This is a genomic window from Roseococcus microcysteis (genome assembly GCF_014764365.1).
GTDB classification, from domain to species: Bacteria; Pseudomonadota; Alphaproteobacteria; order Acetobacterales; family Acetobacteraceae; genus Roseococcus; species Roseococcus microcysteis.
The window spans coordinates 3,773,456-3,793,821 of sequence record NZ_CP061718.1; the positions used below are offsets into that span (position 1 = coordinate 3,773,456).

Genomic DNA, 20,366 nt, shown 5'->3' on the forward strand with positions numbered 1-20,366 from the left:
TCTACAGCTCCACCACCACATAGGCCTGCTCGACCCGCACGGGGAAGGTCTCGGCCTGGAGGGTCGCGCCATCTTCCACGCAGGCGGGGAAGGCGCGCACCTTCATCCGCCGCGGGTCGAAGCGGGAGCGTCCGGTGCGGATGTCGAACTCCCAGGCGTGCCAGGGGCAGCGCACGATCTCGCCGGCGCGGCCATAGCGGTATTCGCCGGGGCAGGGGCTCTCCACGAGGCCCATGACGGGGCCCTTGTGCAGCGGGCCGCCCTGGTGCGGGCAGCGGTCACTCAGCGCGAAGAACTCGCCATCGAGGTTGAAGACGACGACGCGCTTGCCCTCGGCCTCGACCAGTTTTCGGGCGCCGGGGGGAATCTCCTCCACCGGCCCCACGACATGGCGCGGCATCAGAAGCCGTAGACCCGGCGGGCATTGCCGCCATAGATCGCGGCCCGCTGCGCCTCCGGGATGTAGGAGGGGATGGCGTGGCGCGGATCGTCGAAGTCCCAATGCGGGTAGTCGGAGGCGTAGAGGATCTTGTCCCAGCCGATCCAGCCCATGCAGTCCAGCAATTGCTCGGGGCGGGGCGGTTCCTCGACGGGCTGGGTGCTGACCCAGATGTGTTCGCGGATCTGTTCGGAGGGCGCGCGCTTCAAATGCGGCACCTCGTCGCGCAGGGTGGGCCAGAGCTTGTCCAGCCGCCAGGCGACCGAGGGCAGCCAGCCGAAGCCGCATTCGATCAGCACGATCTTGAGCCGCCGGAAGCGCTCGAACACGCCCTCGATGACCATGGAGTTGACCAGCGACTGGCAGGAGGTGGCGTGCTCGCTCACCTCCTCGATGTAGAAGCTGGGCCAGCCGCCATTGGTCATGGGCCAGCCGGAATAACCGAAGGCATGGATGCCGATGGGCAGGTTCGCCTCCTGCGCCGCCTCGAAGATGGGCCAGTATTTCGGGTTGCCGAGGGGGTGGCTGGTGCGGCTCATCAGCAGTACCTGGCAGAAGCGGGCATCACCGGCGCGCTTGCGGATTTCGGCCGCGCTGGCCTCGGGGTCCTCATAGGGGACGACGACGCTGGCCCGCAGCCGTTGATCCACCGCGACCCATTGGTCGAGCTGCCACTCATTCACGGCATGGGCCATGGCGGTGGAGAAGGCGTTGTTCATGTCCCCCTGGCCCGAGGGTTGCAACGGATTCAGCACCCCCACATCCACCCCGTGGAAATCCAGGTGCTGGGTCGCGGTGAAGCCCGGGTCGCTGGCGGGGGTGCCGCCCTCGGGCGTCCAGGCGTCGCGGCGCGAGGCCAGCGGCTGCGACTTGAAATAGGGCGTGCCCTTCACGAAGCCGTGCCGCGGGCGGATGCCGTAGCTGTGCAGCCGGTGCCGCATCTCGGCCGAGAGGTACGGGTCGTAGTCGTGCAGCGAGCGCACGCGGGGGTGGATGTCCACATCCACCAGGCCCTGCGTGGCGGCGAGGGGGCGTCCCGGGGCGGCTTCGGGGCGGATCACGTTCATGGCACGGTCTCCCAGGCGAGGCGCTTGTAGGTGGCGCGGGCATTCTCCACGCAGATCTTCCGCATCAGCTCCGGCCCGATGCCGGGCGGCAGGCGCGGCGGCCCGTCGAACTGCCAATGCGGCCAGTCGCTCGACCATAGCAGCATTTCGTCCGAGCCCAGGTGGTTCATCAGCCGGTCCACCGTTTCCGCATCCTCCGGTGCGTCGAAGGGCTGCACCGACATCCGGACGTTCTCGCGCACGATCTCGATGGGCGAGCGGTCCACCCAGGGCACCTCGAAACGCACGCCCTTCCAGGTCTTGGACAGGCGCCAGAGGAAGGCGGGCAGCCAGGAGACGCCGCTCTCCAGCAGCACCACCTTCAGCGTGGGGAACTTGGAAAACACGCCCTCGGTGATGAGCGAGGCGAGGGTGGACTGGAAGGCCTGCTGGTTGGCCGCATAATCCTCCATGTACCAGGACGCCCAGCCGAGGGACGTCACCGGGTTGCGCCAGGAGGACCCCGCATGGATGGCCAGGGGCAGGTCATGCTTCACCAGCGCCTCGAAGATGGGCCAGTTGTGCCGGCGGCCGAGCGGCGTCTCGCCCATCACCAGCACCATGGCCTGCACGAAGCGCGGGTCGGGGGCCAGGCGCTCGATCTCGGCCACCGCGTGCTCGGCGTTGAACATGGGCAGGATGATGGAGGCGGCCAGGCGCGGGTCCTGATCGAGGAACCGCGCCCGCGTCCATTCGTTCAGCGCGCGGGTGAAGCCCGCCGCCATGTCCTCGTTGAAGACGAGCTGCACGCCATAGAGCGGCGTCACGATCCCGCGCGAAATCCCCCAAGGTTCCAGCACCTGCGCGCGCAATTGCTCGATGGTGCTGGCGGGCTTGGAGCCATCGGCCGGGCGCCAATCCGCGCGCACCGTCTTGGGGGCGTTGGGCGGATAGGATTGCGTCTCGAACCCCTCCATCCCGCGCTGGTGGATCTGGTCGCGCCAGAGCGGGTCGAGGAAAGGCTCGAGGGCGGCGAGGCCCGGCACCATCGGGTGCAGGTCCACATCCACCGCGCCCTTGGGAAGGGCGGTCACAGCGCGCAGACCTGGATGCGCCGCCCCTCGATCAGATCGGCATAGGCGGCGCGGGTGCGGGCGAGGCGCGGGTTTTGCGTGTGCGCCTGGAAGGCCGCATCATCGGCATAGACCTCGTAGAGCAGTACACGCGAAAGGTCGGGCTGCCCGTCCGCACCGCGCGGCTGCAGCACGTCGAAGCGCTCGCAGCCTGGCTCATCGGCCAGCGTGCCGGCGGCGTGGTCGCGAATGACGGCGTCGAAGGCGGCATGCGCCCCGGGCTTGAGCGTGAATTCCACCACCAGCGCGATGCGGGCCATGGCGTTTCCCCTTTTCCGTTGGGGGCCATTCCGCCCCCGACGGGCGCGCCCGTCAATGCAGGCGGGGCGCCTTCAGGTGCCGGGCGCGGTCGCTGCTGGTGATGGACAGGTCCATCTGCTTCTGCCCGCGCGACACCGTGAGTTTCACCGCGGCCCCCGCCGGCCCCGCCGCTCGCACCGCGGTCCAGAGCGAGACGAGGTCATTCACCGCCTGCCCATCCACGGCCAGGATGCGGTCGCGCGGGCGCAGCCCGGCACGCTCGGCCGGGCCGCCCTTGGCGAGGCTGCCGACCCCCACCGTCTCCTCATCCTCGGTGGCATAGAGGCCGAGCCAGGGGCGCGCCGGCCGACCGGAATGGCCCGTGCGGCGCAGCGTCTCCAGGATGGGCAGCAATTCATTGATGGGCACGACCATGTTGAGGTCGAGCCGCTTCCCCCCCGGCTGCCCCTGCTGGAGGATCAGGCTGCCAATGCCCGCCAGCCGCCCATCCGGCCCGAACAGCCCGGCCCCGCCCCAATGCGGGTGCGCGGGGGCGGTGAAGATGGCGTTGTCCAGCATGTATTCCCAATAGCCGGCGAAGGGCTGCCGGGCCGCAATGGTGCAGGCCACCGCATGTTCTCGCCCCCCGGCCGCGGCCAGCACGCAGCTCGTGCCGAATTTCAGGCTGTCGGAATCGCCCAGCGGCGCCACCGGCATGCCCGGCAGCCGGCCCAGCGCCTGCACCAGGCCGAAGCCGCTCTCGAAATCCGTGGCGATGGGGGTGGCCTGGACCACGCGGCCATCATGGGCCGTCAGCCAGATGGTCTCGGCCTCCATGACCAGGTAGCCCATGGTCAGCACCAGCCCGCCCTGGTCGATCCAGACGCCCGAGCCCTCGCGCTCCACCCCCAGCGCGGCGGCGGAGGTGGCGTCGGGCGGCACCTGGGCCTTCACGGTCACGATGCTGTCGAAGCGTTCCTGCAGCGGAAAGGCGAATTCGGCAGGGTCGGGCTGGAAGGCGTCGGGCACCTCCCATTCATCGTCATCGTCCGGCATCGGGGCATCGGGCGTTGGAGTGCGACTGCATCGGGCGAGCTTAGCAAAGCCGCAAGGCCACGCCCATACGCTTCACGCCTCGGGCGGAGTTCAGCCCCGCAACGCCCGGATCAGGGCGAAGGCCTCACGCACCGTCGCAGCCCGCACCGCCTGGCGGTCGCCGGGAAAAACGCAGCGGCGGTGCAGCACCTGGCCCCCGGCCCCCGCGGCGGCGAGGTGGACGAGGCCCACGGGCTTGGTGGCGCTGCCGCCCCCCGGCCCCGCGACACCCGTACAGGCCACGGCCATGTCCGCGCCGGACCGGGATTGCGCGCCGCTGGCCATGGCGCGTGCCACACTCTCGCTGACCGCGCCCTCGGTGGAGATCACACCCGGCTCGACTCCCAGCATCGCCGCCTTGGATGCGTTGGAATAGGTGACGAAGCCGCAGAGCAGCGTGGCGGAGGACCCCGCCACCGAGGTCAGCGCCGCCGCGATCAACCCGCCCGTGCAGCTTTCCGCCGTGGCCAGGGTCAGGCCCCGCGCCTGGAGTTCCGACAGCAGCCGCGCCGCGTCGTCCAGAATGTCCTGGTCCAGCATCAGCCCATCACCAGAAGCTTGAAAAGCAAGAGGATCACGGCCGCCATGGCGCCCGCCACCAGGTCATCGGCCATGACGCCGAAGGCGCCGTGCCGGCGGTCGGCCCAGCCCACGGGGCCGGGCTTGCCGATGTCGAAGGCGCGGAACAGGGCGAAGGCCAGCACCACGCCCAGCAGCCCATCCGCGAAAACCAGCGCGAGCGACATGCCCGCCGCCTCATCCACCACCACCCAGGAGGGGTCTTCCCGCGCCTCGGGCAGCCGCGCCAGCGCCCAGAAGCCGGCCACGGTGAAGGCGGCGCAGGCGGCCAGCGCCACCCAGCCCGGCAGCAGGGCCAGCGGCAGCACCACCGCCGAACCCCAGGTGCCCGGCCCCGGCCGCAGGAAGCCCACGCCGCCCAGCGAGGCGACGCGCCTCGGCCAGGGGCTCACGCCTGCCATTCGGCCATGGGGTGGGGCAGGGCGCGGGTAGCGGGGTCCATGGCGCGATAGACGGCGACGTTCTCGATCACGCGCTGCACATAGTTCCGCGTCTCCGCGAAGGGGATCATCTCCATCCAGTCCAGCATGCGGATGGTGCCCTGCCGCGGGTCGCCATAGGTGGCGAGCCACTGGTCCACCCGGCCCGAGCCCGCATTGTAGCCGGCGGCGGCGAAGACCATCACGCCGCCGAAGCGTTCCAGCCGCTCCTGGATATAGGCCGAGCCCAGACGCAGGTTGTGCTCCGGGTCGTTGATGAGCTGCGAGAGCTGGTGCGGAATGCCCTGCCGCCGCGCCACGTCGCGCGCCGTGGCCGGCAGCAGCTGCATGAGGCCGCGCGCATTGGAGCGCGAGACGGCGGTCGTCTCGAAATTGCTCTCCTGTCGGGTGATGGCATAGACCAGCGCCGGTTCGGCCAGGTTGGGCGGCGCGCGGAAGGGCCGGGGCCAGCCCTCCTGTACCAGCATGGCACCCTGGGAACTGGCCCGGCGCGTGACCCAGACGCCGTGGTCGGGCTGGCCGATGGCGATGGCGAGCCGCGCGGTCAGCGCGTATTCGGCGGGGCTCGACTGCAGATCCACCAGGCGCAGCAGGAAGGGGCGGGTGCGGCGGCCCTCGCCCATCTCGCCCAGCAGCGAGATCAGCCGCACCAATTCGTTGGCCTGGAAGGCTCGGGTCTGCGCCGCGCTGGCCTGCGGCGCCGCGACGCCGTTGATGCGGGCGGAAAGCTGTTCCGGCGTCTCGCCCAAGGCGAGCGAGGCCATCTGCCCGTAGAAGGTGACGGGGAAGGCGGCGGCCTCGGCGAAGCGGGCGCGGGCGCGGCCCTGGTCCCGCTCGGCGCGGCCTTCCCAGTAGAGGCTGCGCGACTGGGTGATGGGGCTCTGGCTGCCCGCGCGCAGGCGCTGGAAATGGGGCAGGGCGCGGGCGGGGTCGTTCAGGAAGCGGAGCGCCGCGAAGCCCGCCATGAATTCGGCCTCCTGGCGGGCGATGCCGGGCTCGGTCTGCCCATGCTGCGCCGCCACCTGGTAGGCCAGCGCCGGTTCGTTCAGGCGCAGCAGCTTGCGCACCAGGATGTGCCGCTCGTTCCAACTCGCGCGCTGGGCGTCAGGATCCAGGCCGCGCTGGGCCACGGCGCCCGCCGCCCAGGCCTGTGCCGCCGCGGCATCCTCGTCGCGCTGGCGCAGCATGCGCGCGCGCTCCAGCGTGGCGGCGCCGTCGCGGGCGGCGGCGGCGGGGTCGGCGTCACGGCCGTTGGAATAGGCGAGGCGCAGTTCGTTGATGGCGCGATGCCGGGCATCGAGCAGGGGGAGCAGCCGCTGCACCGCCGCGAAATCCCGCGCGAAGGCCAGCCGGTCCGCGCGGCGGGCATGGGCGAGTTCGTCCAGCAGGGGTGTGGCGCGGGCCAGGAAGGCGGGCTCGGCGGCCGCATCGCCCTCGGTGTCCTCGGCCCAGGCCAGGGTGGCGGCATCCAGGGCGGCGTCGCGCCGGCCGGCGTTGAGCAGGGCGGTGACGTGGCGCGTGGCGCCATCCAGCGTCAAAGCGGGGTTGTTCTCGAAGTGGCGCAGCGCCAGCGCGTCATCGGGGTCGGTGGCCAGCAATTCCTCGGCGCGGCGGCGCAGGGTCAGCGGCATGGGCCAGTCGGGCGAGGTGGCGATGAATTCCACCACCTCGCGCGAACTGGCCGGCGCGCCGCGCGTGGTCAGCCGCATCCATCGCACCAGCTTGGCCACCAGCGGGTCGGCCTGGGCGGCGAGGCCTTCCGCCTGCACCCAGCGCTGCGCCTGGGCGGCGGCGATGGCCTGGCGTCCGGTCTCGGCGCGGGTCTGCGCGGAGAGCGGGCCGGGAATGGTGGGAAGAAGCAGGCCGAGAAGCAGGAAATTCCTTCGCATCCCCCCTTCTACCCCCGAAGCGCCCCCCGCTTCCACCGCCGATGGCCGCGGCCCAACCTTGTTACGCGCGCCGCGCGGGATTAGGTGTGAGGCTGAGAGGAACGCCACATGCGCTTCACCGGTTCATTCACCGCCCTGATCACCCCCATGCACGCCGATGGCAGCCTGGATGAGCGCGCCTTCGGCGACCTCGTCGAATGGCAGATCGCCGAGGGCACGGAAGGCCTCGTCCCCGTGGGCACCACGGGCGAGAGCCCGACCCTTTCGCATGCCGAGCACAAACGGGTGGTGGAGCTGTGCATCGAGGCCGCGCGCGGCCGCGTGCCCGTGATGGCGGGCGCCGGCAGCAACAGCACGGCCGAGGCGGTGGATTTCGCGCAGCACGCCAAGCGGGCGGGCGCGGACGCGATCCTTGTCGTCACGCCCTACTACAACAAGCCGACGCAGGAGGGGATGTTCCTGCACTTCTCCATGATCGCGGATGCGGTGGACATCCCGATGTTCATCTACAACATCCCCGGCCGTTCGGTGATCGACATGACGCCGGAGACGATGGGCCGGCTGGCCAAGCATCCCAACATCGTGGGCGTGAAGGACGCGACGGCCAACCTCGCGCGGCCGCTGCACCAGCGCGTGACCTGCGGGGCGGATTTCATCCAGCTCTCGGGCGAGGACCACACGGCGCTGTCCTTCAACGCCGCCGGCGGGCATGGCTGCATCAGCGTGACCAGCAACATCGCCCCCCGCCTCTGCGCCGAGATGCAGAAGGCCTGGCGCGAGGGCAAGGTCTGCGAGGCCATGGCCATTCAGGACCGCCTGCTGCCGCTGCATGACGCGCTGTTCTGCGAGACCTCGCCCGGGCCGGTGAAATATGCCGCCAGCCTGTTGGGCCGCGGCACCGCCTTCTGCCGTCCGCCGATGGGGCCGATCGCGGCCAGCACCGCGGCGCGCGTCGAGACGGCGATGCGGGACGTGGGGCTGCTGAACTGATGGCCACCGCCGAGGCCCGCAAGAAACCGCTGATCAGCCACGGCACCGCGGCGCTGAACCGCCGCGCGCGCTTCGACTACAAGATCGGCGAGGTGATCGAGGCGGGCCTGGTGCTGCTGGGGCCCGAGGTGAAGAGCCTGCGCGCCGGCCGCGCCAGCCTGAGCGAGGCCTGGGCCGGCGAGCGTGACGGCGAGATGTTCCTCTTCGGCTGCCATATCGGCGAATGGCAGGCCGGCAGCTTCATGGCGAAGATGGATCCCGTCCGTCCGCGCAAGCTGCTGCTGCACAAGAAGCAGGTGCGGGAGTTGACGGGCGCCACGACGCGCGAAGGCGCCACCATCGTGCCGCTGGAAATCCGCTTCAACGACAAGGGACGGGCCAAGGTGTTGATCGGCCTCGCCACCGGCAAGAAGCTGCACGACAAGCGCGCCGACATCGCCAAGCGCGACTGGCAGCGCGACAAGGCGCGGCTCATGCGGGACAAGGGGCGGGACTAACCCCCGCCCCAAGCCGCCTCTCAACGCGTGTCGCGCGAGGCCTGGTTGTTCTTCACCTGCTGCGAGACGCTGCCCACCTGGCGCGGGTCCACATCCGTCATCTGGCGCTTTTCATCGAGCGGGTTCATGCCTTCGCGCGCGGTGGCGCCGGGGTTGGGGTGGTGGCGCGGGGCGGCCTTCTTGCGGGCCAGGGCTTCGCGCAGGAATTCCGTGGTCTGCGCGCGCTTGTCGCCCGACTGCAGGGCGGCGATGCGGCTGTTCACCCGCTTCATGGCCGCGGCGAAGACCTGCTTCTTCAGCAGCACGCCGTCCTCGGCCGGGGCGGGGCCGGCACCGCGTGGCTCGGCCTTGCCGCGCTGGCTGCGCCGGCGATCCCGCGCGATGTCACGCGCCTTGTCGCGGTATTCCCGCAGCCGGCGGGCCAGGGCCAGGACGGCGTCCCGGTCCAGGGATTGAATGTCAGGGTGGCGGCTTTGCCGCACCGCGTCGCGCTCCGCCCCGGTGAGGAGGCGGTCTTCGGTTCGAGTGCCCATGAACAGGAAATGCGGATGGGCGGCTTTGGCTGCAACCCAGCGCGCATTTTCCTGCGTGTTTCGGGGGCTGGCGTGATGGCCCGGGCCTGCCCATCATTCCAGCTCGACGGCATGCCATGGAATGAATTGTGGCGGCCGTATTTTCTGCTACCCATGATTGCGTCGAGCCTGCCCGGCCCCAGGGTGGGCGAGGGACGCCCACGAAGGAATTGCCATGGCCGACCACCCCATGACCGATGACGCCGTCCTGCACGGCGCGCTCCGCGAAAAACTGGTCCGCGCCAAGGAGCAATGGGCCCGCGAGGGACGGCTTCTCACCGGCGAGACCAGCACCCCCCAGGCCCAGCGCCTGCCGCCGGGCCAGCGCCTGGTGCAGGATTTTCCGGTGCTCGACCTCGGCGTGCAGCCCGAGGTGAAGCCCGAACGCTGGCGCCTGCGTGTGGAAGGCCTGGTGGAGGAGAAGGTGGCGCTGGACTGGGACGCCTTCCAATCCCTGCCGCAGCAGGAATGGGTGAACGACATCCATTGCGTCACCGCCTGGTCGCGCTACGACAACCGCTGGAAGGGGGTGGCGGCGCGCGACATTCTGATGCTGGCCCGCCCGAAGCCCGAGGCGCGCTTCGTCGTCTTTCACTCCTATGATGGCTACACGACCAACGTGCCGCTGGAGGTCTTTGCTGCGGAGGAGGCGATGGTCGCCCACACCTGGAACGGCGCGCCGCTGGAGCGCGTGCATGGCGGCCCCGCGCGCATCGTCATCCCCCGTTACTATTTCTGGAAAAGCGCCAAATGGGTGACGCGCATCGAACTCCTGGCCGAGGACCGGCCGGGCTTCTGGGAGGTGCGCGGCTATCACAACAACGCCGACCCCTGGCTGGAGGAGCGTTATGCCTGAGTTACGACGGCGGGCGGTCGCGGGGGGCCTGCTGGGCAGCCTCGCCGCCGTGCCGGCCCTGGCCGACCCCACCGCCTTCGACTTCGGCTTCGAGGCGCTGGAGGGCGGCCCGCTGCCGCTCTCCGAATTCCGCGGCCGTGTCCTGCTGGTGGTGAACACCGCGAGCTTTTGCGGCTTCACCCCCCAATACGCCGCCTTGCAGCGTCTGCATGATCAGTATGAGGGCCGTGGGCTGGTGGTGGTGGGCGTCCCCTCCGAGGATTTCAACCAGGAAAGCGGCGATGCCCACCGTATCCGGGAATTCTGCGACACCATGTTCGGCATCACCTTCCCCATGGCGGGCTTGACCCATGTGCGGGGCCCGGGGGCGCACCCCTTCTTCGCCTGGGCCGCGCGCCGCGCCGGGCCGGTGCGCTGGAACTTTCACAAATATCTGGTGGCGCGGGACGGGATGCAGGTGGCGGGTTTCACCCCTCATATCCCGCCCGACGCGCCTGAGGTGCTGCGCCTGCTCCACACGAAGCTCTCGGCCACCGCGTGATCCTGGTCGGTCTCGGGGCCAGCCTGCCGGCCCCCGATGGCGGCGCGCCCCGCGCCACCTGCGAGGCGGCCGCCCAATTGCTGGGCGAGTTGCCGGGGCTGCGCCTCGCTTCCCTCTCGCGCTGGTGGGAGAGCGCGCCGGTCCCCCCCATGCCCGGCGCCCCCTGGTTCGTGAACGGGGTGGCGCGGCTGGAGGGCGCGATGGAACCCGAGGCGCTGCTGGCCCATCTCCAGGCCATCGAGGCGCGCTTCGGCCGGCAACGGCCTTTCCCCAACGCCCCGCGCACGCTGGACCTGGACCTGCTGGACCATGATGGCCAGGTGCTGGACACGCCCCGCCTGACCCTGCCGCACCCCCGCATGGCGGGCCGTGCCTTCGTGCTGCTTCCGCTGGCGGAGGTGGCGCCGGGCTGGACCCATCCGGTGACGGGGGAGGGGGTGGCGGCGCTGATCGCAACCCTGCCCCCGCAGGAGATCAGCCCCATGGCGGCCTGATCGCTTGCACCGGGAGGGGCCTTCGCTTATCTGAAGGTTTCGCCGTGGTGCAGCACGTCTGCGCCCGCACATCCTTGGCCGAGGTATTTCATGGCACGCGTCACCGTCGAAGACTGCATCGTCCAGGTTCCGAACCGCTTCGAGCTCGTGCTCCTTGCGGCCCAGCGCGCGCGCAACATCAGCCGGGGCGAGACCCTGACGGTGGACCGCGACAATGACAAGAACCCGGTCGTGGCGCTGCGCGAGATCGCGGACCAGACCGTGCCGCTGGACGGGCTGGAACAGGACCTCATCAAGTCCCTGAGCCGCGCGCCGGAGCCGGAGCCCGTCGAGGACGAGGTGATGGACCTCATCGACACCAACGAGAACATCTTCGGCGTCATGGACGTGAACGAGGAACTCCCCGCCGACATGGGCGCCGAGGAGTTCAGCCCCGACGACCTCGAAGCCCAGCTCGCGGCCGAGCTGGGCGGCGGGCGGGACTGAGCCGCCACCGGCCCCCGCCCCGACATGACCTCGCGCGCCACCCCGGGACAGCCCGAGGCGGCGCGCGCGCCTGACGGCGTCTCCCGCGGGGACGCCGGACCCCCCGGCCTCGACGCCGTTCTCGAATTCTGCACCCGCGCCAGCGCCGCCGACCCGAGGCTGGACGGAGAGCTGCTGCGCCGCGCGGGGCGCCTCGCCGCCGAGGCCCATGCCCCACAGGCGCGGCAAAATGGCGAGCCCTACATCATCCATCCCATCGCGGTGGCGGAAATCCTGGCGGGTTTCCGGATGGACACGGCCACCATCGCCACCGCCCTGCTGCACGATGTGGTGGAGGACACCGAGCACAGCCTTTCGGATATCGAGCGGCAATTCGGCCCCGAGATCGCGCGGCTGGTGGATGGCGTCACCAAGCTCAGCCGCATCGAGGTGCAGAGCGAGCGCACCAAGCAGGCCGAGAACCTGCGCAAGCTGCTGCTGGCGTTGTCCGAGGACCTGCGGGTGTTGCTGGTCAAGCTCGCGGACCGGCTGCACAACATGCGGACCCTGGCCTTCGTGCCCAAGCCCGAGAAGCGGCAGCGCACGGCGCGCGAGACGCTCGACATCTACGCGCCGCTCGCCGAGCGCATCGGCATGGAGCAGCTCAAGACCGAGCTGGAGACGCTGGCCTTCCGCGAACTGAACCCCGATGGCTGGGCCAGCATCGCGCAGCGCCTGACCTGGCTGCGCGGCCGCTCGGGCGACATGATCACCGAGATCGAGCAGGAACTGCACGAGGTGCTGGGCCTGCACGAGGTGCCGGTGGAGGAGGTCTCGGGCCGAGAGAAATCGCCCTATTCCATCTGGCGCAAGATGCAGGCCAAGAACGTGACCTTCGAGGGACTCTCGGATGTCATGGCCTTCCGCATCATCGTGCCCGAGCGCGCGCATTGCTACCTGGCGCTGGGCGCCATCCATGACGCCTTCAAGGTGATCGCGGGGCGCTTCAAGGACTACATCTCCACGCCCAAGACCAATGGCTACCAGTCGTTGCACACGGGCGTGCTGCTGCCCGGCCGCCGCGCGGAGGCCAAGATCGAGGTGCAGATCCGCACGCGCGAGATGCACCGCGTCGCCGAATACGGTGTCGCCGCGCACTGGGTGTACAAGCAGGGCGAGACGGCCTCCCCCGCGCGCAGCTACCCCTGGGTCCGCCACCTGATTGACATCCTGGAGACGGAGCCCGAGGCCAATGACGCGATGGAGGCGACGAAGCTCGAACTCCACCGCGACCTGGTGTTCTGCTTCTCGCCCAAGGGCGACCTGATCGAGCTGCCGCAGGGTGCCACGCCGGTGGACTTCGCCTACCACGTCCATTCCCAGGTGGGTGACACCTGCGTGGGCGCCAAGGTGAACGGGCGCATCGTCAAGCTCGACCACAAGCTCGACAATGGCGACCAGGTCGAGATCATCACGGCCAAGGGCGGCAAGCCCAACCCGGCCTGGATGAAGTTCGTGAAGTCGGGCAAGGCGCAGGCGCGCATCCGCCGCTACGCCGTGGCCGAGGAAAAGGCCCGCGCGCGCGAGGAAGGCCGCACCGCCATCGTGAAGGCCTTCCGCGCCAACGGCCTGGAGTTCACCGAGAAGGCGCTGGAGCCCGCGGCCAAGACGCTGCGCCAGTCGGGCGTGGAGGAGATGTTCCACGCCGTCGCCTCCGGCAGCCTCACGGCGCGCGACGTGGTCCATGCCGCCTATCCGGAGCTGCGCGGCGGCGGCCCGCGCCCGGTGGAGCCCATCGCGCTGGTGTCGCCGCGCGGGCGGCTCGGCATGCCGACCGGCCGCAGCGGGGTGGGGGACAAGCGGCGCGTCGCCGTGCCACTGGCGCCCATCACCGGCATCGTGGCCGGCATGCAGCTGAACTTCGCCCATTGCTGCCACCCGGTGCCGGGCGACCGCATCGTGGGCGTGGTCACCACCGGCAAGGGCGTCACCGTCCATCGCAATGACTGCCACATGCTGGAGAATTTCGCGGCCACTCCGGAACGCCTGCTCGACGTCGAGTGGGAGCAATCGGGGCTGGGCGGCGCGGCCTATGTGGCGCGGCTGACCGTCTCGGCCATCAACGGGCCGCAGCTTCTCTCCAACGTGGCCAATTCCGTGATCCGGCAGAAGGCCGGGCTGACCAATATGCGGCTCGGCCGGCGCGAGGATGACGAGTGCGACCTCTTCCTCGACGTGGAGGTCCGCGACACACGCCACCTGGCCGAGGTCATGGGCGTGCTGCGGGCCTGCGAGGGTGTCGTCAGGGTTGATCGGGCGCGCGGTTGATGGAGCCACCGCCCTTGCTGCACCAAGGTGTTGGGAGATCCCTGTCCAGCCACCGGCCGCACAGCGGACGGCGCGCCCAGTGCAACATCACGCTCGGCGCGACCTCGGCGGCGCGTAAGCCAAGCGGCAGAATGCCGCGCCCGGCGCTTGAGGGCGAAAAATGATCATCGGCCTCGGCTCGGACCTCTGCGACATCCGGCGCATCGAAACCGTCCTGGCGCGCCATGGCGAGAAATTCCTCGCCCGCGTCTTCACCGACATCGAACGCGCCAAGGCCGAACGCCGGGCGGAGCGAATCCGCGCCGGCACCTATGCCAAGCGCTTCGCGGCCAAGGAGGCGGCGAGCAAGGCGCTGGGCACCGGCTTCAGCCAGGGCGTCTTCATGAAGGATCTGGGGGTGGTGAACCTGCCCTCCGGCCAGCCCACCCTGCGCCTGACCGGGGGGCCGCGCGGCGGCTGGCCGCCATCACGCCCCCCGGCCATCGCGCCGAGATCGTGCTGACGATGACCGACGAATACCCCTACGCCCAGGCGCAGGTCATCATCACGGCCGTGCCCATCCCGCCCGGCGCACCGCAGATTGCTTGACACACCCTGAAGGCCGGGCTTGATCCCGCGGGTGGCACGCCCGCCCCTGAACGAACGGACCCATGGTGAAAAGCGCATCCTCGATGGCGAAAAAGAAATCGGGCGGCTGGCTTGAGAGCATCAAGACCATCCTCTACGCGGCGCTGATCGCCATCGGCATCCGGACCGTGGCCTTCGAGCCGTTCAACATTCCCTCGGGCTCCATGATCCCGACATTGCTGGTGGGCGATTATCTCTTCGTCTCCAAGTATTCCTACGGTTATTCGCGGCACTCCATCCCCTTCAGCCCGAACATCTTCGAGGGCCGCATCTGGGCCCGCATGCCCGAGCGCGGTGATGTGGCGGTGTTCAAGCTGCCCCGTGACACGCGCCAGGACTACATCAAGCGCATCGTGGGCCTGCCCGGTGACCGCATCCAGGTCATCCGCGGCATCCTGCACGTGAATGGCGAGCCGGCGCGGCGTGAGCCGCTGGGCGATTTCGTGGCCGAGGGCGATGGCCCGCGCATGACGGTGCGCCTGTTCCGCGAGTTCCTGCCCGGTGGGAACAACCACCTGATCGTCGAGCAATCCGATGACGGGCCGCTCGACAACACGCCCGAATTCGTGGTGCCGGCCGGCCATGTCTTCGCCATGGGCGACAACCGCGACAACAGCCTGGACAGCCGCGTGCCCGGCGCGGTGGGCGTGATCCCGCTCGACAACCTGGTGGGTCGCGCGGAATTCATCTTCTTCTCGGTGGATGGCAGCGCGCGCTGGTGGGAGGTGTGGGGCTGGCCCTTCGCCATCCGCTACGCCCGCATCTTCTCCGCGGTGCGATGACGGACGCCATCGCCGCGCTGGAGGCGCGCCTGGGCCATGTGTTCCAGGACCGCGCCCTGCTGGAACGCGCCCTGACCCATTCCTCCCATGCCGGCGAGAACCGGGGGGCGCCCAGCAATGAGCGCCTGGAATTCCTGGGCGACCGCGTGCTGGGTCTGTGCATGGCCGAATGGCTGTGCGAACTCTACCCCACCGAGCGCGAGGGCGATCTGGGCAAGCGCATCGCCGTGCTGGTGGCGCGCGATACGCTGGCGCCCATCGCGGAGCGGCTGGGCGTGCCGGCGGCGCTGCGCATCGCGGCCTCGCACCGCCACGCGCCCCTGCGGCAAAGCGCCACCGTGCTGGGTGATGCGCTGGAGGCGCTGCTGGCGGCGCTCTTCCTCGAAGCGGGGCTGGGTGCCGCGCGGGATCTGGTGCGGCGCGAATGGGCGGAAGCCGTGCAGGGCCAGGCCCGGCCGCCACGCTCGCCCAAGACGCGGCTGCAGGAATGGACGTTGAAGCGAGGGCTCGGCTTGCCGGATTATGTAACGACTTCCATCGGTGGCGAGGGCGAGAACACCATGTTCCATGCGCGCGTCGCGGCCGCGGGCCGTGAGGCCGAGGGCACAGGCCCCAACAAGCGCGCGGCCGAACAGGCGGCGGCCGAGGCCTGGCTCGGGGTGGTGAAGGCATGACCACCGACGCTCCCACCCGCTGCGGCTTCGTCGCCATCCTCGGCGCGCCCAACGCCGGAAAATCCACTTTGGTGAACGCGCTGGCGGGCACCAAGGTCACGATCGTCTCGCCCAAGCCGCAGACCACGCGTTTCCGCATCCGCGCCGTCGTCATGGAAGGCCCGGCGCAGATCGTGCTGGTGGACACGCCGGGCATCTTCGCGCCCCGCCGGCGGCTGGACCGCGCCATGGTCTCCGCCGCCTGGGGCGGTGCCAAGGATGCGGACTTCGCCCTGATGGTGGTGGATGCGAAATCCGGCCTGACGGAGGCGGTGCGCGCCATCCTGGAGAAGCTGGCGCAGCAGTCGCGGCCCGTCTGGCTCGCGCTGAACAAGGTGGACCTGATCCCGCGCGAGAAGCTGTTGCCGCTCTCCGCCGAACTGCACACCCTGCTGCCCTTCGCCGAGACCTTCATGATCAGCGCGGAGAAGTCCCAGGGCCTGGATCGCCTGAAGGCCAAGCTCGCCGAGGCCATGCCCGAGGGCCCCTGGCACTTCCCCGAGGACGAGCTGTCTGACCTGCCCAACCGGATGCTGGCCGCCGAGGTGGTGCGCGAGCAGATCCTGCGCCAGACCCATGAGGAAGTGCCCCACCACGCCACCGTCGAGACCGAGCAATGGCTCGAACGCCCCGATGGCGGCGCCCGGGTGGAGTGCACCATCTACGTGACCCGCGCCACGCAGAAAGCCATTCTCATCGGCGATGGCGGCGCGCGCATCCGCGAGATCGGCAAGCGCGCGCGGATGGAACTGACCCAGCTGCTCGAACGGCCCATCCACCTCTTCCTGAATGTGAAGGACCGGCCGGGCTGGGATGAGGAGCGCGGCCGCATCCGGGCGCTGGGCCTGGAGGATGAGGGATGAGCGTGGAGTGGGCAGCGCCCGCCGTGGTGCTGTCCGCCCGTCCCTATGGCGAGGGCGGCGTGGTGGCCACCGTGCTGACCGAGGCGCAGGGGCGTCATCCTGGCCTGGTGCGCGGCGGTGCCTCGCGCGGGCAGGCGGCGCTCTGGCAGACCGGCAATTTGATCGAGGCGCGCTGGGTGGCTCGGCTGGCGGACCAGCTGGGCGCGCTCTCGGGCGAGATGGTCCATGCCGCCGCGGCGCTGGCCATGGAGGACGCCCTGTCGCTGGCCACCCTCGCCGCCGCCTGCGCGGTGGCCGAGGGCGCCTTGCCTGAGCGCGAGGCGCATCCCGCCGTCTTCCATGGGCTGGTTTCGGTCATCGCGGGGCTGGCGCGCGGCACGGACACCGCCCTGCCGCTGGTGGTGCGGTGGGAGGCGCTGCTGCTGGCCGATCTCGGCTATGGGCTGGACCTGGAAAGCTGCGCCGCCACCGGCGCGCGGGTGGGGCTGGAATGGGTCTCCCCCCGCTCCGGCCGGGCGGTCAGCGCCGAGGCCGGCGCCCCCTATGCCGACCGCCTGCTGCGCCTGCCCGCCTTCCTGCGCGAACCCGATGCCGCCTCCACGCCACAGGATTGGCTTGCGGGACTCCGCCTGACCGGCTTCTTCCTGGCGCGCGACGCCTTCGGCCTCCAGCACCGCCCGCTGCCCCCGGCGCGGCAGGCACTGGAGGCGCGGCTCGCGGACCGGCTTTCCCTGACACACCCCCCGACGCACCAAGGTTCCCCAGATGCCCGATGACGTGATCACGCCCGAGGGCGGCGCCATCCGTGAAACCAGCCTGCAGGTGGCGCTGAGCGAGCGCTACCTGGCCTATGCCATGTCCACCATCATGGCGCGGTCGCTGCCTGATGTGCGGGACGGGCTGAAGCCCGTGCACCGCCGGCTGCTCTGGGCCATGCACCAGCTCAAGCTCGACCCCGCCTCGGGCTTCAAGAAATGCGCGCGCATCGTGGGCGATGTGATGGGCAAGTATCACCCGCACGGCGACAGTTCGATCTATGAGGCGCTGGTGCGCCAGGCGCAGGAATTCGCCGCCCGCTACCCGCTGGTCGAGGGCCAGGGCAATTTCGGCAATATCGACGGCGATAACGCGGCGGCCATGCGCTACACCGAGGCGCGGCTGACCGAGGTGGCCCAGGCGCTGCTGTCCCAGATCGACGAGGACACGGTGGATTTCCGCGCCACCTATGATGGCGAGGACCGGGAGCCCGCGGTGCTGCCCGCCGCCTTCCCGAACCTGCTGGCCAATGGCGCGAGCGGCATCGCGGTGGGCATGGCCACCTCCATCCCGCCGCACAATGCGGGCGAGCTCTGCGCCGCCGCCCTGCACCTGATCGAGAACCCCAAGGCGACCACGGCCGAGCTGATGGCCCATGTGCCCGGCCCCGATTTCCCCACCGGCGGCGTGCTGGTGGAAAGCCGCGAGAGCATCCTCGACGCCTATGAGACCGGCCGCGGCGGCTTCCGCCTGCGCGCCAAATGGGAGGTGGAGCGCGGCAAGGCCGGCGCCTGGAACCTGGTCATCACCGAAATTCCCTATCAGGTGCAGAAATCCAAGCTGATCGAGCAGATCGCGCTGCTGCTGGACGAGAAGAAACTTCCCCTGCTCGGCGACATTCGCGACGAAAGTACCGACCTGGTCCGCATCGTCATCGAGCCCAAGACGCGCGCCGTGGACCCGGCGGTGCTGATGGAGACGCTGTTCCGCGCCACCCAGCTCGAATCCCGGTTCAGCCTCAACATGAACGTGCTGGACGCGAGCCGCACGCCGCGCGTGATGGGCCTGCGCGAGGTCCTGCGCGCCTGGCTGGACCATCGGCATGTGGTGCTGCAACGCCGCACCGCGCATCGCCTGGGTGAAATCGCGCGGCGGCTGGAGGTGCTGGACGGCTACCTCATCGTTTATCTGAACCTCGACGAGGTCATCCGCATCATCCGCACGGAGGAGGAGCCGCGGCCCAAGCTCATGGCCGCCTTCGGGCTGAGCGAGGTGCAGGCCGAGGCCATTCTCAACATGCGCCTGCGCAGCCTGCGGCGCCTGGAGGAGATGGAAATCCGCCGCGAGCACGACAAACTGTCCAAGGAGCAGAAGGGCCTGCAGGCCCTGATGGGCAGCGAGGCCAAGCGCTGGTCCGCCATCGCGCGCGAGATCGAGGATACGCGAAAGAAGTTCGGCGCGACCGAAATCCCCGAGGGCAAGGGGCGCGAGGCCGCGGAACGGCAGAACGCCCTTGGCGCCCGCCGCACCCGCGTGGATGGCGCCCAGGCCGCCGTGGTGGTGGACGAGACCGCCTTCATCGAGCGCGAGCCGCTGACCATCATCCTCTCCGAGAAGGGCTGGATCCGCGCCCTGAAGGGCCACCTGGCCGAGGATGCCGAGCTGCGCTTCAAGGAAGGCGACGCCTTGCGTTTCCGCCTGCACGCGCAGAGCACCGACCGCATCGTGGTCTTCGCCACCAATGGCAAGGCCTACACGCTCAAGGCCGAGACCCTGCCGCGCGGGCGGGGCGATGGCCAGCCGCTGCGCCTCATCGTGGAACTGCCCAATGAGGACGAGCCCATCGCGATGTTCGTGGCCGCCGAGGGCCAGCGCTTCCTGCTGGCCGCCACCGACGGCAAGGGCTTCTTCGTGGAAGGGGCGGAACTCCTGGCCGAGAAGCGCACCGGCAAGCAGGTGATGGTGCTGGAAGGCAAGGCGCAGGCCCTGCTGTGCAAGCCGGCCGCAGGCGACATGGTGGCGGCCATCGGCACGAACCGGAAGCTGCTGATCTTCCCGGCCGACCAGATTCCCGTGATGACGCGCGGCCGCGGCGTGCAGCTGCAATCCTACAAGGACGCGGAACTGGCCGACGCCAAGCTGTTCCCAGCCGCCGAGGGCCTCACCTGGCGCCTGGGCGAACGAGTGCGGGTGGAGGCCGACATCACCCCCTGGCGCGGCAACCGTGCGGGGGCGGGCAAGATGCCGCCCAACGGGTTCCCGAAGAACAACCGGTTCGGGGGTTAAGCCTCGCTGTCCTCCAGCGGCCGCCACTGCCCGCGCAGCAGCACCTCGGCGGGGCGGTAGCTGGATTTGTAGGCCATCTTCCGGCTCTCCGGCACCCAATAGCCCAGATAGACGTAGGGCAGGGCGCTGCGCCGCGCCTCGGCCAGCAGCCACATGACGGCATAGGCGCCGAGGCTGCGGCGCTCCTCCTCCGGGGCGTAGAAGGAATAGACGGCGGAAAGCCCGTCGCTCAGCCAGTCGGTCAGGCAGGCGCCCAGCAGCTTGCCCTCGGCGTTGCGGAACTCCACGAGGCCCGTGGTGATGGGCGTGTCCTCCACCATGGCGCGGTAGTCGTAGAAGCCCATGGCCGCCATGTCGCCGCCGGTGTGGCGCTGCTGCTGATAGGCCTGGAACAGCGCGAATTGCTCGGCCGTGGCGCGGGCCGGCGTCACCCGCACGTCCAGGTCGGCATTGCGCGCCCAGAGCTTGCGCTGGGTCCGGTTGGGCTCGAAATCCTGGGCGCGCACGCGGATGGGGATGCAGGCCGCGCAGCCCGGGCAGACGGGCGAATAGGCGATGTTGTGGCTGCGCCGGAACCCCGCGCGGGAGAGGCGGTCGTGCAGCGCCTCGCTCTCATTGCCCGAGAGCTCGGTCACGATCTTCCGCTCCGTCCGGCCCGGCAGATAGGGGCAGGGCAGGGGGGTCGTCGTGTAGAAGAACTGGGGGCGGCGGGTCCGGCTGTGCACGCCCTTGATG

General features: G+C 70.1%; 22 protein-coding genes and 1 pseudogene. 13 read left to right on the top strand and 10 right to left on the bottom strand.

Features of this window, described 5'->3' with window-relative positions; genetic code table 11:
- Window position 1 precedes the first annotated feature (1 nt).
- From ICW72_RS18235 to ICW72_RS21145, 8 genes are all read right to left on the bottom strand, one after another.
- Window positions 2-400, bottom strand: coding sequence for a Rieske (2Fe-2S) protein (locus tag ICW72_RS18235; protein WP_191083968.1), 399 nt, complete (start codon window positions 398-400; stop codon window positions 2-4).
- The gene (locus tag ICW72_RS18240) at window positions 400-1,506 is read right to left on the bottom strand and encodes an amidohydrolase family protein (RefSeq protein WP_191083969.1); all 1,107 of its coding nucleotides are present in this window, start codon (window positions 1,504-1,506) and stop codon (window positions 400-402) included. The genes ICW72_RS18235 and ICW72_RS18240 overlap by 1 nt, the downstream gene beginning before the upstream one ends.
- Window positions 1,503-2,579: an amidohydrolase family protein gene (locus ICW72_RS18245; protein ID WP_191083970.1), complete on the bottom strand. Its 1,077-nt coding sequence runs from the start codon at window positions 2,577-2,579 to the stop codon at window positions 1,503-1,505. Before ICW72_RS18245 ends, ICW72_RS18240 begins: the two co-directional genes overlap by 4 nt.
- The gene (locus ICW72_RS18250) at window positions 2,576-2,878 is read right to left on the bottom strand and encodes a putative quinol monooxygenase (protein ID WP_191083971.1); all 303 of its coding nucleotides are present in this window, start codon (window positions 2,876-2,878) and stop codon (window positions 2,576-2,578) included. The genes ICW72_RS18245 and ICW72_RS18250 overlap by 4 nt, the downstream gene beginning before the upstream one ends.
- Before the next feature lie 52 nt (window positions 2,879-2,930).
- Window positions 2,931-3,914 (bottom strand): S1C family serine protease, encoded by a 984-nt coding sequence (locus ICW72_RS18255; protein WP_184385415.1) that lies wholly within the window; start codon window positions 3,912-3,914, stop codon window positions 2,931-2,933.
- Between the two features lie 90 nt (window positions 3,915-4,004).
- Window positions 4,005-4,493 carry a CinA family protein gene (locus ICW72_RS18260; RefSeq protein ID WP_191083972.1) on the bottom strand — a complete coding sequence of 163 codons (489 nt, stop codon included), beginning with the start codon at window positions 4,491-4,493 and terminating at the stop codon, window positions 4,005-4,007.
- Window positions 4,493-4,924, bottom strand: coding sequence for a phosphatidylglycerophosphatase A family protein (locus ICW72_RS18265; RefSeq protein ID WP_408639216.1), 432 nt, complete (start codon window positions 4,922-4,924; stop codon window positions 4,493-4,495). The genes ICW72_RS18260 and ICW72_RS18265 overlap by 1 nt, the downstream gene beginning before the upstream one ends.
- Window positions 4,921-6,861 (bottom strand): lytic transglycosylase domain-containing protein, encoded by a 1,941-nt coding sequence (locus ICW72_RS21145; RefSeq protein ID WP_191083974.1) that lies wholly within the window; start codon window positions 6,859-6,861, stop codon window positions 4,921-4,923. Before ICW72_RS21145 ends, ICW72_RS18265 begins: the two co-directional genes overlap by 4 nt.
- 108 nt (window positions 6,862-6,969) lie before the next feature.
- On the opposite strand from ICW72_RS21145, the gene dapA reads away from it, so the two are divergent.
- Complete coding sequence (dapA, locus tag ICW72_RS18275) at window positions 6,970-7,851, top strand: 4-hydroxy-tetrahydrodipicolinate synthase (RefSeq protein WP_191083975.1); 882 nt, start codon at window positions 6,970-6,972, stop codon at window positions 7,849-7,851.
- Window positions 7,851-8,348 carry an SsrA-binding protein SmpB gene (smpB, locus tag ICW72_RS18280; RefSeq protein ID WP_191083976.1) on the top strand — a complete coding sequence of 166 codons (498 nt, stop codon included), beginning with the start codon at window positions 7,851-7,853 and terminating at the stop codon, window positions 8,346-8,348. The genes dapA and smpB overlap by 1 nt, the downstream gene beginning before the upstream one ends.
- Before the next feature lie 20 nt (window positions 8,349-8,368).
- Here smpB and ICW72_RS18285 read toward each other — a convergent pair whose 3' ends face one another.
- Complete coding sequence (locus ICW72_RS18285) at window positions 8,369-8,881, bottom strand: hypothetical protein (protein WP_184385425.1); 513 nt, start codon at window positions 8,879-8,881, stop codon at window positions 8,369-8,371.
- Between the two features lie 214 nt (window positions 8,882-9,095).
- On the opposite strand from ICW72_RS18285, the gene ICW72_RS18290 reads away from it, so the two are divergent.
- The 11 genes and pseudogenes from ICW72_RS18290 to parC all read left to right on the top strand — a co-directional run bounded on the left by ICW72_RS18290 (window position 9,096) and on the right by parC (window position 19,631).
- A complete protein-coding gene (locus ICW72_RS18290; protein ID WP_223880674.1) occupies window positions 9,096-9,776 on the top strand; it encodes a sulfite oxidase-like oxidoreductase in 681 nt (226 codons plus the stop codon).
- On the top strand, window positions 9,769-10,317 hold the full coding sequence (locus ICW72_RS18295) for a glutathione peroxidase (protein WP_191083977.1): 549 nt from the start codon (window positions 9,769-9,771) through the stop codon (window positions 10,315-10,317). Before ICW72_RS18290 ends, ICW72_RS18295 begins: the two co-directional genes overlap by 8 nt.
- The gene (folK, locus tag ICW72_RS18300; protein WP_191083978.1) at window positions 10,314-10,811 is read left to right on the top strand and encodes a 2-amino-4-hydroxy-6-hydroxymethyldihydropteridine diphosphokinase; all 498 of its coding nucleotides are present in this window, start codon (window positions 10,314-10,316) and stop codon (window positions 10,809-10,811) included. Before ICW72_RS18295 ends, folK begins: the two co-directional genes overlap by 4 nt.
- Before the next feature lie 90 nt (window positions 10,812-10,901).
- Window positions 10,902-11,297, top strand: coding sequence for a DNA-directed RNA polymerase subunit omega (gene rpoZ, locus ICW72_RS18305; protein WP_191083979.1), 396 nt, complete (start codon window positions 10,902-10,904; stop codon window positions 11,295-11,297).
- A gap of 24 nt (window positions 11,298-11,321) precedes the next feature.
- Window positions 11,322-13,604 carry a RelA/SpoT family protein gene (locus ICW72_RS18310; RefSeq protein ID WP_191083980.1) on the top strand — a complete coding sequence of 761 codons (2,283 nt, stop codon included), beginning with the start codon at window positions 11,322-11,324 and terminating at the stop codon, window positions 13,602-13,604.
- Window positions 13,605-13,764: 160 nt separating this feature from the next.
- Window positions 13,765-14,192: pseudogene (gene acpS, locus ICW72_RS18315) on the top strand (holo-ACP synthase).
- Window positions 14,193-14,254: 62 nt separating this feature from the next.
- Entirely contained in the window at window positions 14,255-15,013 is a 759-nt protein-coding gene (gene lepB, locus ICW72_RS18320; RefSeq protein ID WP_223880675.1) for a signal peptidase I, read from the top strand.
- Window positions 15,010-15,687, top strand: coding sequence for a ribonuclease III (gene rnc / locus ICW72_RS18325; protein ID WP_191083981.1), 678 nt, complete (start codon window positions 15,010-15,012; stop codon window positions 15,685-15,687). The genes lepB and rnc overlap by 4 nt, the downstream gene beginning before the upstream one ends.
- A complete protein-coding gene (gene era / locus ICW72_RS18330) occupies window positions 15,684-16,589 on the top strand; it encodes a GTPase Era (RefSeq protein WP_191083982.1) in 906 nt (301 codons plus the stop codon). Before rnc ends, era begins: the two co-directional genes overlap by 4 nt.
- A 2-nt stretch (window positions 16,590-16,591) precedes the next feature.
- Window positions 16,592-17,365 (top strand): DNA repair protein RecO, encoded by a 774-nt coding sequence (recO, locus tag ICW72_RS18335; protein ID WP_191086333.1) that lies wholly within the window; start codon window positions 16,592-16,594, stop codon window positions 17,363-17,365.
- A complete protein-coding gene (gene parC, locus ICW72_RS18340; RefSeq protein WP_191083983.1) occupies window positions 17,355-19,631 on the top strand; it encodes a DNA topoisomerase IV subunit A in 2,277 nt (758 codons plus the stop codon). Before recO ends, parC begins: the two co-directional genes overlap by 11 nt.
- Here the strand turns inward: parC and ICW72_RS18345 are convergent.
- A complete protein-coding gene (locus ICW72_RS18345; RefSeq protein WP_223880676.1) occupies window positions 19,628-20,356 on the bottom strand; it encodes an arginyltransferase in 729 nt (242 codons plus the stop codon). The two genes, parC and ICW72_RS18345, sit on opposite strands and share 4 nt — an antisense overlap.
- Between the last annotated feature and the right edge of the window lie 10 nt (window positions 20,357-20,366).

Excerpts from the sequence above, each read along its gene's own strand:
- ICW72_RS18295 (WP_191083977.1), top strand. The coding sequence starts at position 9,769 with ATGCCTGAGTTACGACGGCGGGCGGTCGCGGGGGGCCTGCTGGGCAGC.
- ICW72_RS18260 (WP_191083972.1), bottom strand. The coding sequence starts at position 4,493 with ATGCTGGACCAGGACATTCTGGACGACGCGGCGCGGCTGCTGTCGGAA.
- ICW72_RS21145 (WP_191083974.1), bottom strand. The coding sequence starts at position 6,861 with ATGCGAAGGAATTTCCTGCTTCTCGGCCTGCTTCTTCCCACCATTCCC.
- rnc (WP_191083981.1), top strand. The coding sequence starts at position 15,010 with ATGACGGACGCCATCGCCGCGCTGGAGGCGCGCCTGGGCCATGTGTTC.
- lepB (WP_223880675.1), top strand. The coding sequence starts at position 14,255 with ATGGTGAAAAGCGCATCCTCGATGGCGAAAAAGAAATCGGGCGGCTGG.
- dapA (WP_191083975.1), top strand. The coding sequence starts at position 6,970 with ATGCGCTTCACCGGTTCATTCACCGCCCTGATCACCCCCATGCACGCC.
- smpB (WP_191083976.1), top strand. The coding sequence starts at position 7,851 with ATGGCCACCGCCGAGGCCCGCAAGAAACCGCTGATCAGCCACGGCACC.
- rpoZ (WP_191083979.1), top strand. The coding sequence starts at position 10,902 with ATGGCACGCGTCACCGTCGAAGACTGCATCGTCCAGGTTCCGAACCGC.
- ICW72_RS18290 (WP_223880674.1), top strand. The coding sequence starts at position 9,096 with ATGGCCGACCACCCCATGACCGATGACGCCGTCCTGCACGGCGCGCTC.
- parC (WP_191083983.1), top strand. The coding sequence starts at position 17,355 with ATGCCCGATGACGTGATCACGCCCGAGGGCGGCGCCATCCGTGAAACC.
- ICW72_RS18240 (WP_191083969.1), bottom strand. The coding sequence starts at position 1,506 with ATGAACGTGATCCGCCCCGAAGCCGCCCCGGGACGCCCCCTCGCCGCC.
- ICW72_RS18235 (WP_191083968.1), bottom strand. The coding sequence starts at position 400 with ATGCCGCGCCATGTCGTGGGGCCGGTGGAGGAGATTCCCCCCGGCGCC.
- ICW72_RS18285 (WP_184385425.1), bottom strand. The coding sequence starts at position 8,881 with ATGGGCACTCGAACCGAAGACCGCCTCCTCACCGGGGCGGAGCGCGAC.
- ICW72_RS18255 (WP_184385415.1), bottom strand. The coding sequence starts at position 3,914 with ATGCCGGACGATGACGATGAATGGGAGGTGCCCGACGCCTTCCAGCCC.
- era (WP_191083982.1), top strand. The coding sequence starts at position 15,684 with ATGACCACCGACGCTCCCACCCGCTGCGGCTTCGTCGCCATCCTCGGC.
- ICW72_RS18250 (WP_191083971.1), bottom strand. The coding sequence starts at position 2,878 with ATGGCCCGCATCGCGCTGGTGGTGGAATTCACGCTCAAGCCCGGGGCG.
- ICW72_RS18310 (WP_191083980.1), top strand. The coding sequence starts at position 11,322 with ATGACCTCGCGCGCCACCCCGGGACAGCCCGAGGCGGCGCGCGCGCCT.